Source organism: Paraburkholderia sp. RL17-347-BIC-D (assembly GCF_046027915.1).
Taxonomy (GTDB): Bacteria; Pseudomonadota; Gammaproteobacteria; order Burkholderiales; family Burkholderiaceae; genus Paraburkholderia.
The window spans coordinates 1-16,659 of the sequence record NZ_JARESS010000072.1; the positions used below are offsets into that span (position 1 = coordinate 1).

General features: G+C 63.6%; 13 protein-coding genes. 7 read left to right on the top strand and 6 right to left on the bottom strand.

The genetic code is table 11. The features are described 5' to 3' along the window. The first annotated feature begins 167 nt into the window (after positions 1–167). Positions 168–1,361 carry a porin gene (locus P0D96_RS43175; RefSeq protein ID WP_408320065.1) on the top strand — a complete coding sequence of 398 codons (1,194 nt, stop codon included), beginning with the start codon at positions 168–170 and terminating at the stop codon, positions 1,359–1,361. A gap of 67 nt (positions 1,362–1,428) precedes the next feature. On the opposite strand, the gene P0D96_RS43180 is transcribed toward P0D96_RS43175, so the two are convergent. The 4 genes from P0D96_RS43180 to P0D96_RS43195 all read right to left on the bottom strand — a co-directional run bounded on the left by P0D96_RS43180 (position 1,429) and on the right by P0D96_RS43195 (position 4,984). Beyond that, a complete protein-coding gene (locus P0D96_RS43180; RefSeq protein ID WP_408320067.1) occupies positions 1,429–2,286 on the bottom strand; it encodes a helix-turn-helix domain-containing protein in 858 nt (285 codons plus the stop codon). A 119-nt stretch (positions 2,287–2,405) separates the two neighbouring features. Beyond that, positions 2,406–2,954, bottom strand: coding sequence for a carboxymuconolactone decarboxylase family protein (locus P0D96_RS43185; RefSeq protein WP_408182781.1), 549 nt, complete (start codon positions 2,952–2,954; stop codon positions 2,406–2,408). 186 nt (positions 2,955–3,140) lie between these two features. After that, entirely contained in the window at positions 3,141–4,361 is a 1,221-nt protein-coding gene (locus P0D96_RS43190) for a porin (protein ID WP_408320069.1), read from the bottom strand. Between the two features lie 80 nt (positions 4,362–4,441). Further along, positions 4,442–4,984, bottom strand: a complete 543-nt coding sequence (locus tag P0D96_RS43195; protein ID WP_408320071.1) for a hypothetical protein — start codon at positions 4,982–4,984, stop codon at positions 4,442–4,444. A 635-nt stretch (positions 4,985–5,619) separates the two neighbouring features. On the opposite strand from P0D96_RS43195, the gene P0D96_RS43200 reads away from it, so the two are divergent. Further along, a complete protein-coding gene (locus P0D96_RS43200) occupies positions 5,620–6,321 on the top strand; it encodes a GntR family transcriptional regulator (protein ID WP_408320073.1) in 702 nt (233 codons plus the stop codon). Further along, complete coding sequence (locus P0D96_RS43205) at positions 6,318–7,625, top strand: LysR substrate-binding domain-containing protein (protein ID WP_408293816.1); 1,308 nt, start codon at positions 6,318–6,320, stop codon at positions 7,623–7,625. Before P0D96_RS43200 ends, P0D96_RS43205 begins: the two co-directional genes overlap by 4 nt. 30 nt (positions 7,626–7,655) lie before the next feature. On the opposite strand, the gene P0D96_RS43210 is transcribed toward P0D96_RS43205, so the two are convergent. Beyond that, positions 7,656–8,531, bottom strand: coding sequence for an NAD(P)-dependent oxidoreductase (locus P0D96_RS43210; protein ID WP_408293819.1), 876 nt, complete (start codon positions 8,529–8,531; stop codon positions 7,656–7,658). 487 nt (positions 8,532–9,018) lie between these two features. On the opposite strand from P0D96_RS43210, the gene P0D96_RS43215 reads away from it, so the two are divergent. Further along, on the top strand, positions 9,019–9,615 hold the full coding sequence (locus P0D96_RS43215) for a putative pterin-binding protein (protein ID WP_408320075.1): 597 nt from the start codon (positions 9,019–9,021) through the stop codon (positions 9,613–9,615). A gap of 48 nt (positions 9,616–9,663) precedes the next feature. Here P0D96_RS43215 and P0D96_RS43220 read toward each other — a convergent pair whose 3' ends face one another. Further along, complete coding sequence (locus P0D96_RS43220; protein WP_408320077.1) at positions 9,664–11,808, bottom strand: tetratricopeptide repeat protein; 2,145 nt, start codon at positions 11,806–11,808, stop codon at positions 9,664–9,666. Between the two features lie 270 nt (positions 11,809–12,078). Here P0D96_RS43220 and P0D96_RS43225 point away from each other — a divergent pair, with 270 nt between their 5' ends. The 3 genes from P0D96_RS43225 (at position 12,079) to P0D96_RS43235 (ending at position 16,605) form a co-directional block, all read left to right on the top strand. Then, positions 12,079–12,498 (top strand): DUF2946 domain-containing protein, encoded by a 420-nt coding sequence (locus P0D96_RS43225; RefSeq protein ID WP_408182790.1) that lies wholly within the window; start codon positions 12,079–12,081, stop codon positions 12,496–12,498. 81 nt (positions 12,499–12,579) lie between these two features. Then, on the top strand, positions 12,580–14,958 hold the full coding sequence (locus P0D96_RS43230; protein WP_408320079.1) for a TonB-dependent receptor: 2,379 nt from the start codon (positions 12,580–12,582) through the stop codon (positions 14,956–14,958). A gap of 81 nt (positions 14,959–15,039) precedes the next feature. Then, positions 15,040–16,605, top strand: a complete 1,566-nt coding sequence (locus P0D96_RS43235) for a PepSY-associated TM helix domain-containing protein (RefSeq protein WP_408320081.1) — start codon at positions 15,040–15,042, stop codon at positions 16,603–16,605. Positions 16,606–16,659 lie beyond the last annotated feature (54 nt).

Genomic DNA, 16,659 nt, shown 5'->3' on the forward strand with positions numbered 1-16,659 from the left:
TGCCCCCGCTGAGGGCCACGCCGCACGCAAGGCACGCGCGGTGAACACCCTTCCCCGCTTCACGCAGTCCGCTCTGTTGTTCAGGAGCGGGCTTCCGTATGCACGAAAAAAGAGAGATCGCCAACCAGGCGACCTGAGATAGAGGTTCCAACCAGGCTATGACTACGATGAAAAAGCAATGGATCGCCGTACCCCTGTTGATGTCGTTTGCCGGCATTGCGTCCGCGCAGAGTTCGGTCGTGCTGTACGGCATCGTCGATGCGGGCCTTTCGTACCGCAGCAACGAGCGTACCGGCACCACCGGCAGCTATAGCGGCCACTCGAACGTCGCCGTGACGAGCGGCAACCTCTCCGGCAGCCGCTGGGGCATCAAGGGTCAGGAGGACCTGGGCAGCGGCTGGAACGCGCTGTTTCAACTCGAGGACGGCTTCGACATCACGAACGGCAAGACCGGCCAGAACGGTGGTTTGTTCGGCCGTCAGGCGTACGTGGGCATCGGCAGCAAGGAGTACGGCACGATCACGCTGGGTCGGCAGTACACCTCGCTGAACGACTTCGTCTCGCCCGTTGCGCCGGTGGCGATGGTCGGCGGCTACGGCGCGCATCCGGGCGACATCGACGATCTGGATCAGACCGCGCGCGTGAACAACTCGATCAAGTACACGAGCGCGAACTATGCGGGCTTCACGTTCGGTGCGCTGTACGGTTTCGGTGGCCAGCCCGGCAGCCTGAAGCAGCAGAACACGTGGAGCGTGGGCGCCGCTTACGGCAACGGTCCGCTGCATGTGGGCGTCGGCTACGAACGCTCCGACAACAGCAAGAGCGGCGCGAACGATGCGACGCTCGGCAAATGGAGTGGCACGGACGACGGCCTGTTCAACTCATCGATTAACGAAGGCTACGCGAGCGCGCAATCGCAACAGATCATCGCGACGGGCGCGACGTACGACTTCGGCCCCGCGATCGTCGGCGTGAATTACAGCAACGTGCAATACCGCTCGGGCGCCGACTCGCTGTTCAAGGGACACGCTACGTTCAACATCGCGGGCGTGTTCGGACAATGGACCATCCGTCCGGCCGTGCAACTGTTCGCGGGCTACAGCTACACGCGCGGCGGCGAAGTGGATGGCGTGGATGAACGCGCGCAATATCACAACGTGACACTCGGCGCGCAGTATGCGTTGTCCAAACGTTCGACTGTGTATCTGATGGGCGGCTATCAGCACGCGTCGGGCGGCACGCTGAATGCGCTCGGCAATCCGGTCGCGGCGACTGCATCGGTCAGCGACAAGGGCAATGGCCACTCGTCGGCGACACAGTCGCAGGCGATTGTCAGCATCGGCGTGCGGCACAAGTTCTGATGCTTCCGTGCGACGCTGGAATGCGTCGCCGTGGTTCAGGAGCGACGGCGGCCAGCCGCCGATTGATCTAGCGGTGCGGTTGCGGCGCCGCGTCGAGCATCTCCAGATGACGCGCTTCCGTTTCGTCGTCCGCGGGAAACATGCATTCCAGGCGCAGTTCCTGCGCCGCGATCGTTTGCGGCGTGCCCACGCTCGCGACCATCGAGAAATACTTCATGACGTAGCCGTTCTTGACGAAGCCGATGGGGATCACCGGCATGGCCGCCGCCGATGCATCCGCAACCGACGGATGGCCCGGCTCGAAGCCCGTTTGCACATTCGGGTAGGCACGCAACGCATCGAGCAACTCGCGCGTTCTGTCATCGATTACGCGCCCCACCGACTCGCGGTAGACGCGCTGGATAAGACTGTCCGCCACGGTCTGCCAGTCGGCCACGAACGGGCGCATGCCATCCGGATCGAACACCAGATGCAGCATGTTGCGCGGCCTCTTGCGCGCCGCCATGTCGATGAAGCAATTGAAGAAGCGCGGCGCGGCGTCGTTGGTCATCAGCACATTCCAGTAGCGGTCCATCACGAGCGCCGGAAACGGCTCATGCTGACGCAGCATGCGTCCTAGTGCATTCGTGACACTTTGCATCTCTTGCGCATTCCACGCGGCGTCGGCATACATCGGTGCGTAGCCCGCGGCCAGCAGCAGCGTGTTGCGTTCGCGCAGCGGGATATCGAGTGCCTGCGCGATATCCATCAGCATCTGACGGCTCGGCACGCTGCGCCCGCTTTCGATAAAGCTGATATGACGCTGCGAGACGCCGGCATTGAACGAGAGGTCCAATTGACTGATGCCGCGTACGTCTCGCCAATGACGCAGCAAGACGCCGAGATCGTTCGGTGGGGCTTTCTTGACTGGGTTCGCAGGATTCATTGTGCTCTTGTCCGCAAGTCGCTACAGATAAAAGGTTCGGTGAACGGCGAGCGCCGTTCAACCGAACCTCGCCGGTCAGCATACTCGCTTGTGCTGACCGAGCCCATCCCTCACGAAACTCAAGCCGTCCAGGCGTGAACCTGGAACTGTTCTTCCAGCGGCGGCTGCGTGATGCTGCCCACGTAGTTCGTGATCGTCGAAGCCGCCGCCACCGCGAGCACTTCGAGTACCTGATCGCGACGGAAACCGGCTTCGAGAAATGCGCCCACCTCACGCTCGTCGAGATGTCCGCGCTTCTGGATCGCGGTCTTCGTCAACGTGGAGAGCGCGGCGTGTTTACGGTCCGCAGGCGTGCGGCCTGCGCGAATCGCGTCCACATCGGCGGGCGTGAGTCCTTCGTTCAGCGCCAATGCGGTGTGAAACGCGACCGCCCAGGTACATGCATTGGTGACGGCATTCGTCAACAGCAGCGTCTGGATCTGCGCTTCCGTGAACGTGCCCGAGTGGACCTTCTGGAACAGTTGAATGAAGGCGCTGATCAGCACGGGCGATTCGGCCATGGTCCCCGCGATGTTGGGGATGAAGCCGAAAGTTTGCCGGAGCTGCCGCAAGACCGGTTTGGATTGTTCCGGCGCGGAGTCGATGGTGTAGACCTGAAACGTCGACATGTTGTGTCCTCGATAGTGAACGCGGTTCGGAGTGAATTGCGCGACAACCGAAGATTAGGCGTGAGCGTGAGGCTCGCCAATTACCTCGCATGTAATAGGAACGGCGCGCAGCGAGAGCACACGCGCCAATAAAAAAACCGGGGGCGATAGTCGCAACCCGGCCCGCGTCATCACCGAGGCTTCAAATCAGAACCGATGAATAATGCCCACCCCCACCGCCACCTGACTGCCAGACGAAGACGGCGTGGAGTTGTATCCATCGCCGAGCGTCGCCGTGGCGTCGATGATCTGCCCCGCGCCATTGGTGCCCAGCGTCTTGCCCTTCGCCTTCTGATACGCCTCAAGTGCATACAAGCCCGTGCGCTTGGACAACGAGTAGTACTGGGACAGGTTGAACTGGTGATACTGCGCGTTGTCGTCGATGCCGTTCGCGCGCGTCGCACGCGTGTAGCTGTAGCCCGCGCCGAAATCCCAGGCAACCGCCGGCTTCCAGTGCAGGACCAGACCGCCGGTGTTCCAGATCTCCGTGTCGTGGAACTTGGAACCCGTGCCCGGAATGTACTGGACGTTCGAATACGTGGCCGTGACATCCCACGCGCTATTGAACGTGTAACCACCGCCAACCGCAAAACGCTGCTGTGCCTGCGCGGTCTGATAGCCGTTCGTCAACGCGGACACGCCGATCTGCGAGCCACCGTTGGTGGTGGTCGAATCCGCGCCCCACGCACCGCCGCCCGACGTCGAATTGTTGATCCGCGAGAAGCCGACCGCGAGGCCCACCGGGCCCATTGCATACTGCACTGCCGTCGACCACGTCGAGCCACGGTTCGTGCTGCCCGCGACGCCGCCCAGCGAATACGAGCCGCTCGCCGTCAGACCATAGAACTTCGGCGACGTGTACTCCAGCGTGTTGTTCGCACGGTAAATCGTGTCGAGGCCGTCGATATCGCCCGGGTGCGCGCCGTAGTATCCGGTGATCCAGGTGGTCGGGCTGTAAGGAGAGAGCAACTGGTAGTACGACGCGTATTGGCGACCCGCCGTGAAGGTACCGTACACCGGGTTGGTCAAGCCGACCCACGCCTGGCGGCCGAACATCGCATTGGTGTATTGCTGGCCGCCCGTCGCCGAATTGAAACCGGATTCGAGCTGGAAGATCGCCTTCGTGCCGCCGCCCAGGTCCTCGCCGCCCTTCAGGCCGAAGCGGCTGCCGGCCCATACGCCAGGCGTCATCTTGACGGCCGATTTGCCGCCACTGGTCGAGCCGAGGGTCGACTGATTGTTGGTATACGACAGGCCGTTATCGACAATACCGTACAAGGTCACGCTGCTTTGAGCAAAAGCCGGCATGGCGGCTGCGATCGCTGCGCCGCACAGCACGGCGTCGACACGTCTGATACTTTTTTTCATGCTCCAGATCTCCAATTGCTACATCTCTTGTTGAAATACTTTTTGCTAGTACCTGGGCGACGGTCATTCACGCGGCAGCACTATTGCCCCTCGTTTTGCAGCCGCCGTTTCACCGTCAGGGCCAACGGCACGGTGAAGAAGATGTGCGACATGAATCCGCCGATGATCACAGCGGGGTCGTAATAGTTCGGGTGGTTGTCGGAGGCGATCATGATCGCCACATGCATGGCGATCCACGCCAGCACCGCGTAGAACAACGCCACCAGCGTCGCTTCATATCCGCGTCGGGAGAAGTACGGCCAGATCGCCGCAAACAGCACGCCCCAGGCGCTCGCGAACACGAAGTGGATCGCCGTGCCCACCACATATGCCCAGATCCCGAGCGACGCCTGCACCTCTTTACCGAACACGAGGCCGGTCGCGTTACGGGGAATCCCCTCGAGCGGCATCATGTGTTGCGCGCCCACCCACACGAGCGCCTCATAAATCCAGATGACCACCGCACCGATCAATCCGCCGGTCACGCCGGCGCGAATCATCACCGCGCGGTTCGGCCATGCTGGTTGCGATGCAGCCGAACCGCCCGCGAGTTCCGTTCCGCTCACGCTGAAATTGCCGCCCATGTCTCTCTCCTTGTAACGCGTCTCACATCGGTGATGTCATACGGGCAGCAGCGCGCGAGGTCTCGCGCGACGCTGCCGCTCTTTCTCGTATCGAATTGAAAACCGCTGCAGAGACGGCGCAGGTCACGTGCGCTTACTCGGCTTCGGACTCGGGCAAGCCGACATGTTTCATCGCGGCAAGACGCTGTGGTTCATGCACACACGGGACCTCCCGATGCCACCCATGATCCTTGCCATATCGTCGTCTTCCGTTGCTTGCTGCTGCGCGAGAGCCGCTTGGCGATCGGATATGCCGCCGCTTCCGGCGAGGTGGCCTTCGCAACCTTGTTGGGATACGAAGATAAGAATCGCGCAAGCTCACAGAAAGTGCGGGTAAACCTCATGCGAGCCGGAAAATATTGTTAAAACCAGCTTGGGCTAATGCTTTCAGGCGTTCGTGGGACTGCTGCAACCCACGCGGCGTATGGCTTTGTCGGGATCCCGAGCAGGCACATCGGGCTTTAGCGAACACTCTCGCTCAACCGTTCTCGATAAACAAAACAGATGACCCTGAAACGAAGACGCAAGCCTCTCGAGAAGCGTGGTGTACCGCTGCGCGCATGGCTATACTGACGGCGTCCAACGAGTCGATATCCATGAACGAGACCACCCAACAGGCGATTGTCCAGACCTTACGCGAGAAGATTCTGGCGGGCGAACTGTCGCCCGGCCAGCGGCTCGTGGAAGCACAGCTCGCGCAATGGCTCGGCGTTTCGCGCACGCCGCTGCGCTATGCGCTGAGCGTGTTGTCCTCGGAGGGTCTGCTGGACCGTTCCGGCGGGCGCGGTTATGTCGTGCGCCGCTTCAGCGTCAGAGACGTGCTCAACGGCATCGACGTGCGCGGCGTGCTCGAAGGACTAGCCGCGCGTTCAGTCGCGGAGAGCGGCGTGGGCCCGGCGCTGGCTGCATCGCTCGACGAGTGCCTGCGCGAAGGCGACGAGATCTTCAGCAAGGGCCATCTGAACCACGGCGACGACGTGCGCTACGCCGCCATGAACGGGCGCTTTCATGCGCTCATCATCGAGGCTGCGCAAAATACGGCCGTGAGCGCGGCGTTGAGCCTGAACGACAAGATCCCGTTCGTCTCGCCCGCCACGGTCGCCTTCGACGAATCCGCCAGGGAGCGCCAGTTCTTGATGCTCATGTACGCGCATCGCCAGCATCATGCGATTGCGGATGCGCTGAACAAGGGCGAAGGCGCGCGTGTGGAAGCGTTGATGAAGGAACACACGCACATCTCGAAGGAAAGCCTGAACCTGTCGCTGCCCACGCTGCGTCTGATCGCGGGCGCGGCATGACGAGCGCCGTCACGCCCTCCGTCAGCAACCCGGCCTCGGCCAGGACGGCGTCGTCCGCAGGCGGCAAGGAATTGCTCAACCTCGCGCAGTTGCGCGCGTTTCGACTCGTCGCCGACATGGGCAGCGCGACGCGCGCCGCCGCCGCGCTGTTTCGCGCGCAGTCGGCCGTCACGCGTTCCGTGCAGGAACTGGAGTCCGCACTCGGCGAGCCGCTGTTCGATCGCGGCCCTTCCGGCATGCTGCCGACCGCTGTGGGACGTGCCGTGCTGCAGCGCTGCGAACGGATTTTCGCGGAACTGGAAGAGCTCGCGCAATGGTGCGGCGCGCGGCAGGCGCGTCGCCGGCCCGCGGCGGAAGGCGCACTGCCGGCGTATCTGCTCAACACGCGGCGATTGCAACTGTTCGTGGCGCTCGCGCGGCATCGGCACATGCCGAGTGCCGCGAAGACCTTCGGCATCAGTCAGCCCGCCGTGAGCACCGCGATTCGTGTGCTGGAAAGCGGTTCGGGCCTGAGTCTTTTTCATCGAAGCCCGCGCGGCATTCTGCTCACCACCGAAGGCGAAACGTTCCTGCTGCACGTACGTCGCGCATTGAACGAACTACGGCACGTACCCGACGACATCGCCGCATTGCACGGCAAGATTCAGGGCTCGGTGACGGTCGGCGCGCTACCGCTCGGCCGCACGCTGCTCCTGCCCAAAGCGATCGCACGCATGACCTCGCAAAATCCGGGCGTACGGGTCGTCACCGACGAAAGCAATTACGAGGCGCTCGTCGCGGGTCTGCGTGCCGGCGACATCGATTTCATTCTCGGCGCGCTGCGCGACAACGACGCCAGCAGCGGCCTGAAGAACGAGCGCTTGATGTCGGAAGACATGGTGGTGCTGGTGCGCCGCGATCATCCGCTCGCGCAGGCGCGCAACCTGACCATCATGGATCTGCGCGACGCGCAGTGGATCGTGCCGCGCAGCCATGCGCCGGCGCGCGCGCTGTTCGAAGCGCAATTCAGGCGCATGAAAGTGAAGCCGCCCATGCCCACGGTCGAAACCGCGGACCTCGCGGTAATTCGCGGCCTGCTGTTCGGCACCGACATGGCGGCCGCGCTATCGGCGCAGCAGTTGCATCACGAGGTGCAGTCCGGGCAGCTGGTGGTGCTCGACGTGCAGTTGCACAACACCCGCCGTGAGATCGGCCTGACGGTGCGCGCAACGGGCACGCCCTCGCCTGCCGCGCGCGCGTTGATCGACGCGATTCGCCTCTCGGTGGTCGATGTGACGCGTACGATCAGCATCGCCGCGAACTAGTCGCGGTGGAGGCGTGTGGCCGGAGAAACGCTATTCCGGTAGTCCGTCGAAGAAGGCACGCCAGTCGAATGGCGTGGCTAACGAGCCGTAGTCGATACCGCCTTCCTGCATCGCATCCACGATGTTGTCCTGCAAACGCGCACACGCGTCGCTCATGAACGGCACGATGCCGGCCTCTTCCAGCGTCTGCGAGACTTCGCGCATTTCCGCCGCGCGCCGCCGCCCATGCTCCGCGACGCGGCTGATCAGGTAGCCAGGCACGTCCGCGTCATCGCGCATCTTCGTGAACGTTTCGGCCAGCGAGGCCAGTACGATCGACTCGGCGTCGTAGTGCCGTGCGGCGCGCAGACACTCCACTGTCAACGCTTCGATGCCTTTGATCATGACGCTGCGGCACATCTTCGCGGCCGACGCCACGCCGATCTTCTCCGACACGGCACGCACGTTGAGGCCCAGCGGCGTGAGCAGAGCCGCGACGCGCGCGGCCTCGGCGCCGCCCAGCAGCATCGGCACCGCGAGACCATAAGGCGGCACCGGCGCCATGACGGCGGACTCCACGTACCGCGCACCGGCGTCTTCGATGCAAGCCTGCGCGTGCTGCTTAGTGTGCGGCGAAACCGAGTTGATGTCGAGGTAGACTTGATCCGGCGCGATGCAGCTTGCGACCGCTTGCGCAACTTCGAGGTCGGCTTGCGCGGTCACTGCAGAGACGATGATCTGCGCATGCTCGATGGCACTCGCCAGCGTATCGCCGACACGAACGCGCGCGGCCTGCGCCTTCTCACGCAGCGCGTCGCGCCGCAGGTCGAACATCGATACCTGCACACCTTTCGCGGCCAGCGCCGAACCGAGTATTCCGCCGGCCTCACCGAAGCCGACGAATGCAATGCGAGAAAGATCGCTCATGGCCGCGCTTCCTGCGCCGATACATGGCGCGAACTCATTGCAACGCACCCGACCTTCGCGCGATATGCATTGTGTTTGCGCGCAGCGATTGCGCTTCCCGCCCGCCGCAAGAAACCGGTGCGTTGCGTGGTCATCACCAGCATTGCCTTGTCCGCCATTTCCACCTCGCCAATGTTCGCCATGTGAAAGTGATCATTGTAGGATCCGATAGCGCGATGGGAAGCACCTAAAAGTGCGCACATTGCCATCCAATCTGTTTATCGACGCCGCAAATCCGCGTTGGGCCTCCAAATTCCTCATCAACCTGCGAAGAACCGTGCGAGTTTCAACGTCGTAACAGCGGCGCTCCCGCTTGCGACATGAACATATGAAATCAACGCGATATATAAAGCGTGGCCGTGACACAGTCGGCGGCAATTGCCCGACAATAGGGGCCGCGACGATCTGGCCGAGGCCGTCGCCCATCACATCGCCCAGAGACCACGCAATGAATAAACGCCACTTCCTGACCAGCGCCGCGCTACTGAGCGCGGCGGCTGCGCCTGCATTCGGGAGCCAGCGCGTCCAGAAAGAAACCTGTGTGGCATCGCCCGTCGTTCTGACGATCACCGGCGCGATCAAGCGGCACAATCGCGGCGCGCTCGATCCCGCATTCGACCAGCTGCTCGCCAAGCATCAGGTGAAGTTCTCCGAAGCGTATGGCGTCGATTTCGCTACGCTCGCCGGCATGCCGGCCGTGACGATCAAGCCCACCACCGAATACGATTCCCGTCAGCACACCTTAAGCGGCCCGCTGCTCACCCAGGTGCTCGAACACGTCGGCGCACCCAGCGCGGGCAGCACGCAAATCGTCATGCATGCGGTGGACGGCTACGCGGTCGCGACGACGCTCGACAAAGTGCGCGCCTATAAATTCATCGTGGCGACGCAAATGGACGGCAAGCCGCTGCCGCTCGGTGGCGTCGGTCCGCTGTGGGCCACCTACGACGCGGACAACATCCCCGAGTTGTCGAGCAAGCCGCTTAAGGACCGCTTCGAGCTGTCACCTTGGGGCCTGTATCACCTGCAGGTGACTGAGGCTTAAGGGTTAAGGGCACGTCGACGCAATCGCCCCGCAAGCGCACCACGCGAGTCAACTAAGCGTGTGCCCCGCCGCGCCAAACCGTTCGACGCACGCCTGCCGCACCCGCTCCACCGGCATCGACCAATCCTCACTCGGCGCACGGCGGAACAGGCGCAGCGTGTGCGGATACCACGGCGAATCGCTGCGATCGTGCAGCCAGCGCCAATCGATATCTATTTCCGGCAGCATCACCCAGCACGGCTTACCGAGCGATGCGGTCAGATGCGCGATGGACGTGTCCACGCAAATCACCAGATCGAGTTGCGCGATGATCGCGGCGCTGTCCGCGAAATCCGTCACGCGCGAGCCGAGGTCGAGCAGCGGTTGATCGGCTGGCGGATGGCGCGCCTCGTCCTCGCCGCGCCCTTTTTGCAGACTCACGAAGCTCAGTCCGGGCACGCTCCAGAGCGGCGCCAACATGGCGAGCGAAGGTATCGACCGGTTCGCGTCGTTATGATGATTCGCGTTGCCCTTCCACACGAGGCCAATCTTGCGACCCGGCGGCAGCGCGTCCAACACCGGACGCCACCGCTCGACCAACTCCGGCTCGGTCGCTAGACGCACGGCGCGCGGAATCGTGTCCATGCTAGTGCGCAGATGCAGCGGCGCGCTCAGCAGGCTCGTCCAGCAGTCGTAGTCAGACGACTGGGCGCGCGCGGTGTCGTGATCGAACACGGCGTCGACACCGTCGACGCATGCCATCAGCCGGTGCAGCGACGGTGCGCACGCAAAAGCGATATGCGAGGCGCCCTGCGCTTTCAGCAAGGCGAAATAGCGGCTGAACTGGATCATGTCGCCGAGGCCGTCTTCCTGCCACACCAGCAGGGACTTGTCGGCGAGCGTGCCGCCTTGCCACTGCGGGCAACCCAACATCGACGTGGTCTTGTGATGGACGAAACCGGGCTGCTCGTAGCGGCACTCGTACAGACGCCAGCCCTCTTCGAAGCGTCCCATGCCGAGCAGCAGCACAGCCAGGCCGAATTTCGCGTCGCCGTAATCGGCACGTAAAGCGAGCGCCTGGCGATACGCGGTTTCTGCCTCGGGCAGTTGCATGAGTTGCGCCCGCGCCGCGCCCAGGTTGTAATGCGCCTCCGCCATCTCGGGACACACGCTCAATGCCTGCTCGAAAGCGTCGACGGCCGCCGGTAGACGGTCGAGCCGGCGGAGCACGCACCCCAGGTTGTTGTGCGCATGCACGAGATCGGGCCGCAGGCGAATCGCTCCACGGTAAGCCGATTCGGCCTCGAACAAATGCTCGAGTTTGCACAACGCCACGCCGAGGTTGTAGTGCGCTTCGGCGTAGTCAGGGCGTCGCGCGATGGCTTCGCGATAAGCCGCTTCGGCTTCGGGTAAACGTTCGAGATCGGCGAGCACGGTGCCGAGATTCAGGAGAGCTTCCGCGTAATCCGGACGAATGGCGAGGGCAAGGCGAAAAGCCAGTTCGGCTTCGGTGAGACGGGACGTGGCCTTCAGCACGCCACCGAGATTGTTGAGCGCCTCCGGATACTGCGGCCGGATGGTCAGCGCCTCGCGGTAGGCGGCGTCCGCTTCGGCGAGACGGCCGAGTTCCATCAGCACGTTGCCCAGATTGTTATGGGCCTCCGCATGAGCCGGCAGTCCCGGCAGCGCCTGGCGGAACGCCGCTTCCGCTTCTGGCAGGCGGCGCAGTTCGCGCAGCACGATGCCGCGGTTATAGTGGGCTTCGGCGTAGTCGGGGCGAATCGCCAGCGCCTCGCGATACGACGCCTCCGCCTCCTCCCTGTAGCCGAGCCCGTAGAGCACGGCGCCGAGATGATTGCGGGCGTCGGCGTGGCCAGGCCGCAGCACGACCAGTTGCCGGTAGATTGCCTTGGCCGCCGACAGACGGCCGAGCGACTTGAGCAGCATGCCGAGACTGCCGTACACCTCGGCATAGGCGGGTTTGATTTGCAGGCAGCGGCGCCAATGGCTTTCCGCATCAGCGGGCCGCTGCAAAGCAAACGAGCAGGCCCCGGCGATATTCAACGCGTCGGCGAGGGCGTCGTCCGGCATCGCATCGCCGTCGACGAGCGGCGTCACCATCGACAAAGCCTCGGTGAATTGTCCGGCCGAGAACAACGAGACGGCCTGCTGGTTGATATCGTCGATCGAGGATGCGAGCTGCGTGTGGTTCATGAGTCGTGGTAACTGGGGTCGGCGATGATCCGGCCGGGTCGATCGCATGTGCCGCGCCTAACCGGCGCTTCAGCAGCCGGATCTGGCGTGCCGAAGCCTCGGTGCGGCCGGAAAGCGGAACATGTACCACGCAGCTTACGTGAATCGGCGCCCCTGTAACGCGGCGAAATGAGCGGATTTCGGCCTTCTAATCTCACGCTATAACCGGCATTACGCGAGAAAAGACGGCGCGGCAATGTTAGAATCGCCCGCGTCTTTACGCCCACCATCATGATTCCACGCTCTCGCAACCGCATGACCGCATGGCTTGGCCTGTTCGCCATGTGGCTCGTCGTGTTCGCGCCGGTCGTGAGTCAGATGCTGGTGTCGAACAGCGCGCACGAGCCCTTCGCCGCGCTCTGTTCGGCGCTGCAGCCGCGCGATTTCAGCGTGGCAGGCGTGGTAAGCACGGCGAGCGTGACGACCCAAGCCGCCCCCGCGCCGGTCCATCTGAGCCATGACGACGCGTTCGGCGCGTGCGGCTACTGTCATCTGCTCCAGCACCACGTCGCCATGCCGACGGTCGCCGCGGCCGAGCCGCCCGCCGCTCTCGCGCTTGCCGGCACCGCGCCGCCCACGCTCTCCACCCGCTTCACGCCGCTCGGCGCCTTTCCGTCCGGCCGTCCTAGAGCTCCGCCCGTCGTTTCCTGATCGCTATCGGTCCTGATCGCGCATTCGTCGCACCCGTCGAGGGGGCGCGCGATCGCCTGTTCATGCATCAAGGAAACGTTCATGCTCAACTTCGCCCTGCGAAGGTTGCCCTTTTGCGCCCGCCGTGGCGCGCACGGCTTCTCGCGTCAATCGCTATCCCGGCCGTTTTTGTCCGGCTATCTGCCAGCCATCGTTCCGGCGTTCGTGCCGGCTTTCGTCGCCTCGCACGCTCATGCGCAGAGCGCGAGCGCCGAGCCCGCACTGCCCGCCATCAGCGTCAGTGCGAATGCGAGCGCCGCACCCCGCGCCGTCGATCCCAACCTGCCGGCTTCAGTCGAGACCGTCACCCGCGAGCAGTTCGACAACTGGAACGTCGTCAACACCGAAGACGTCCTGAAGTACATGCCGAACCTCGCCGTGCGCAAGCGCTTTATCGGCGATCTGAATTCGATCATCGCCGTGCGCGGCACCAGCAATACGCAAAGCGCGCGAGGTCTCGTCTACGCGGATGGTCTGCTGCTCAGCAATCTGCTCGGCAACAGCTACTCGTTTCCGCCGCGCTGGTCGATGGTGTTTCCCGACGAGATCCAGCAAGTGGATGTGATCTATGGGCCGTTTTCCGCGCTCTATCCGGGCAATTCGCTCGGCGCGACCGTGCTCATCAGCACACGCATGCCGAAACAGTTCGAAGCGACCGCCGACGTCAAGGGCTTCACCCAGCACTTCAACCTGTTCGGCGTGAATCAGAATTTCAACGGCAGCGAAGCCAGCGCGACGCTCGGCGACCGCATCGGCAAATTTTCGTTTCTGCTCGGCGTGAATCACCTGGAAAACACCAGCCAGCCGCTGCAATTCGCCACGCTCGCCAAGTCCAGCACACCCGCCAAACCCGGCGATACGCCGGTCACCGGCGCCTACTTCTACAACAACCAGACCAACACCCCGACGGCGGTACTCGGCGTGAACGGCGAAGGCATCGAACACACGGTGCAGGACCAGTTCAAGCTGAAGATGCAGTACGACTTCACGCCGACATTGCAGGCCGGCTTCACGCTCGGCTACTGGCATCAGACTTACAACAGCCAGACCTCGAGCTTTCTGCGCGATGCGAACGGCAATCCGGTCTACAGCGGCAAGGTGGCGATCGACGGTTACGAATACACCATTCCCGCCGCCGCATTCGCGCCGAGCCTGGGCCATAGCGAGAACTGGCTCTATGGCCTGTCGCTGAAAACGCGCAATGCCACCGGCTGGAACGGCGAAGCGATCGCTTCGTACTACGACGTCGGCAATAGCGTGGCGCGCACCGCGAATTCCGGCGCGCCGGGCAACGGTCCAGGCACGGTGATCTTCGGCGACGGCGCCGGCTGGAAAACGCTCGATCTGCGCAGCACCTATACGCCCGCGACACAACAGGCGGGGCTCACGAATCATGCGCTCAGCTTCGGCTATCACTACGACAACTACTTCCTCGACAACGAGAGTTACAACACGCTGAGCTGGCGCGACGGCGCGGCGACGTCGTTCGCCAATGCGTTTGCCGGCAAGACGCAGACCCAGGCGCTCTACGCGCAGGACGCATGGCGCTTTCTGCCGCGCTGGAAGCTCGTCTACGGCGTGCGCTACGAAGACTGGCAGGCGTATGGCGGCTCGCAGTCGCTGGGCGGCACGACCCTGCCGTACAGCGACGCGAGCCAGCAGCACTTCTCGCCGAAAGCCTCCTTGTCGTTCGATGTCACCGACGATCTGATCGTGCGCGCGTCCATCGGCCGCGCCTATCGCTTTCCGACGGTCAGCGAGTTGTTTCAAGGGCAGATCAACGGCTCCACGATCGTCAACAACAATCCGAACCTGAAGCCCGAAGACGATCTCTCGAAGGAACTGACCGCCGAATGGGCGCACTGGAACGGCGTGTTCCGCCTCTCGCTGTTTCAGGACGACGTGAAGAACACGATCTTCAGCCAGACCGATACGACGGTGATTCCCAACGTGACGAACTTCCAGAACATCGGCAAGGTCCGCTCGCGCGGCGTGGAAACGAGCTACTCGGGAGAGAACGTGCTGGTGCGCGGCCTGGACCTGCTGGCGAGCGTGGCCTACACGCAGTCGAAGATCATCGCCAACGCGCAGAACCCGGCCACGGTCGGCAAATACTTCTACCGGATTCCGCTGTGGCGCGCGGATCTCGCCGCGACGTATCACTTCGACGAACGCGCGGCCCTCACGCTTGCCGCGCGCTATTCGGGCCGTCAGTACAACACGCTCACCAACACCGACACGAATCCGGACGTGTTCGGCGGCACGAGTTCGTACACGGTGGCCGACGCGAAATTCACCTACAAGCCGACCAGGCTAAGTGAAGTCGGCATCGGCGTCGACAACCTGTTCGATGCCCGCTACTTCGTCTACCACCCATATCCCGGCCGCACGTTCTACGTGGAAGCGAAGCTGCGCATGTGAGAGCGCTGAACGTGCCGCAGTCGAGTGCGCAGCCACGCTGCTCGAACCGATCGATTCATTTTTTTGCTTCAGGAGGATTTCATGTCCACCACCGCTCCCACCGACGCTCGACGCATCACGCCCTCGACGTCCGCAGTTCATCCGGGCTACCGGACGCTTTGGCGCTGGCATTTTTATGCGGGCCTCTTCGTGATGCCGTTTCTGGTCGTGCTGGCGATCACCGGCACGCTGTATTGCTTCCAGCCGCAAATCGAGCCGCTGCTTTATCCGCAGCGCCTGATCGTCGCACCGCAAGCCGTACCGAGGCTGCCCGAAGACGCGCTGCTGGCGAGAGCGCGTGCGGCCATGCCGCCGGATGCTGTCGCAGTGACCGCGGTCGTCGCGAGCGCGCCGGAGCGCAGCGCCGAATTCATCTTCCGTCTCGCGGACGGCGATAAGCAGAGCGTCTATGTGAACCCCTACACCGGCGCGGTGCTGGGCACGCTGAGCGTCGAGCGGCGCTTCATGCAGGTGGACCGGATGCTTCATCGCAAGCTGCTGCTCGGCAAACCCGGCGAATTGCTGATGGAACTCGCCGCGTGCTGGACCCTCGTGATGATCGGCACCGGCGTCGCGCTGTGGTGGCCGCGCGAGAAAACCACCGCACGTGCGGCGCTGTTGCCGCGCTTCACGCTGAAGGGCCGCGCGCTGTGGAAGAACGTCCACGCCGTGATGGGCATCTGGCTCGCGCTCGGTGCGCTCGCGTTCGTATTGACGGGACTGCCGTGGACGGGTTCATGGGGCAAGCAGTTCAAGGCGCTCGCGACCGCCGCGAATCTCGGCGCTCCGCCGGGTTCGTGGGGCGGTTTGCCGTTGCAATCTGCCATGCCTGGAAAGAGTGGCACGCAGCCCTCCGCGGCGGACACGCGCGCAGCGGATACGGCGCAAGATGAGCACGCCGAACACAACGGCCACGGCACCCATGCCGCTAACACGGACTCGATGCCCGGCATGGTCATGGACGACCTGCCTCTGCCGCTCACGCCCTGGGCCGTCGGCAACACACGCGTGCCAAACTCCGACGCCAACACCAACTCCGGCTCCGATGAGGCAACCGCGATACACCCGCTGCCGCTCGGCCGCGTCGTCGCACTGGCCGCCTCGCTCGGCGTGACGGACGGCTACAACATCGTGCTGCCTGCTTCCTCGACCGGCGTCTTCACCGTCTCGTACTTCCCGGACGACCCGAAAGACGAACGCACGCTGTACATCGACCAATACAGCGGCGCGATCCTGAAGGACATCCGCTATGCCGATTACGGCGCGGTGTCGAAGGCCGTGTCGTACGGCACGTCGCTGCATATGGGCCGTTATTTCGGCGTCGCCAACCAGATTCTCTGCGCCGCGATTTCGTTAGGGCTCGCGGCGATGGCCGTCACCGGCTGTGTGATGTGGTGGAAGCGGCGGCCGCAACGCACGCTCGGTGCTCCGTCGCGCGAACGTGCCGCGCCGCCGATGCGCGGTTGGAAAACCGGCCTCGTGCTGCTCGGCATCGTGTTCCCGTTGATGGGCGCCACGCTGTTCGCGGTGTGGCTCGCCGATCGCGCGATTTTCGGCCGTGGTTCGCGCCGCGCCGGTGTCGTCCAGACGGAGGCTGCGGAACAGTGAGCCGGCCCGTGTTTCCGCGGAAACGGACCTTGGCTTGCACAAACACGTTGCAGA

Coding starts and splice junctions, on each gene's coding strand:
- P0D96_RS43175 (WP_408320065.1), top strand. CDS start 168: ATGAAAAAGCAATGGATCGCCGTACCCCTGTTGATGTCGTTTGCCGGC.
- P0D96_RS43180 (WP_408320067.1), bottom strand. CDS start 2,286: ATGAATCCTGCGAACCCAGTCAAGAAAGCCCCACCGAACGATCTCGGC.
- P0D96_RS43185 (WP_408182781.1), bottom strand. CDS start 2,954: ATGTCGACGTTTCAGGTCTACACCATCGACTCCGCGCCGGAACAATCC.
- P0D96_RS43190 (WP_408320069.1), bottom strand. CDS start 4,361: ATGAAAAAAAGTATCAGACGTGTCGACGCCGTGCTGTGCGGCGCAGCG.
- P0D96_RS43195 (WP_408320071.1), bottom strand. CDS start 4,984: ATGGGCGGCAATTTCAGCGTGAGCGGAACGGAACTCGCGGGCGGTTCG.
- P0D96_RS43200 (WP_408320073.1), top strand. CDS start 5,620: ATGAACGAGACCACCCAACAGGCGATTGTCCAGACCTTACGCGAGAAG.
- P0D96_RS43205 (WP_408293816.1), top strand. CDS start 6,318: ATGACGAGCGCCGTCACGCCCTCCGTCAGCAACCCGGCCTCGGCCAGG.
- P0D96_RS43210 (WP_408293819.1), bottom strand. CDS start 8,531: ATGAGCGATCTTTCTCGCATTGCATTCGTCGGCTTCGGTGAGGCCGGC.
- P0D96_RS43215 (WP_408320075.1), top strand. CDS start 9,019: ATGAATAAACGCCACTTCCTGACCAGCGCCGCGCTACTGAGCGCGGCG.
- P0D96_RS43220 (WP_408320077.1), bottom strand. CDS start 11,808: ATGAACCACACGCAGCTCGCATCCTCGATCGACGATATCAACCAGCAG.
- P0D96_RS43225 (WP_408182790.1), top strand. CDS start 12,079: ATGATTCCACGCTCTCGCAACCGCATGACCGCATGGCTTGGCCTGTTC.
- P0D96_RS43230 (WP_408320079.1), top strand. CDS start 12,580: ATGCTCAACTTCGCCCTGCGAAGGTTGCCCTTTTGCGCCCGCCGTGGC.
- P0D96_RS43235 (WP_408320081.1), top strand. CDS start 15,040: ATGTCCACCACCGCTCCCACCGACGCTCGACGCATCACGCCCTCGACG.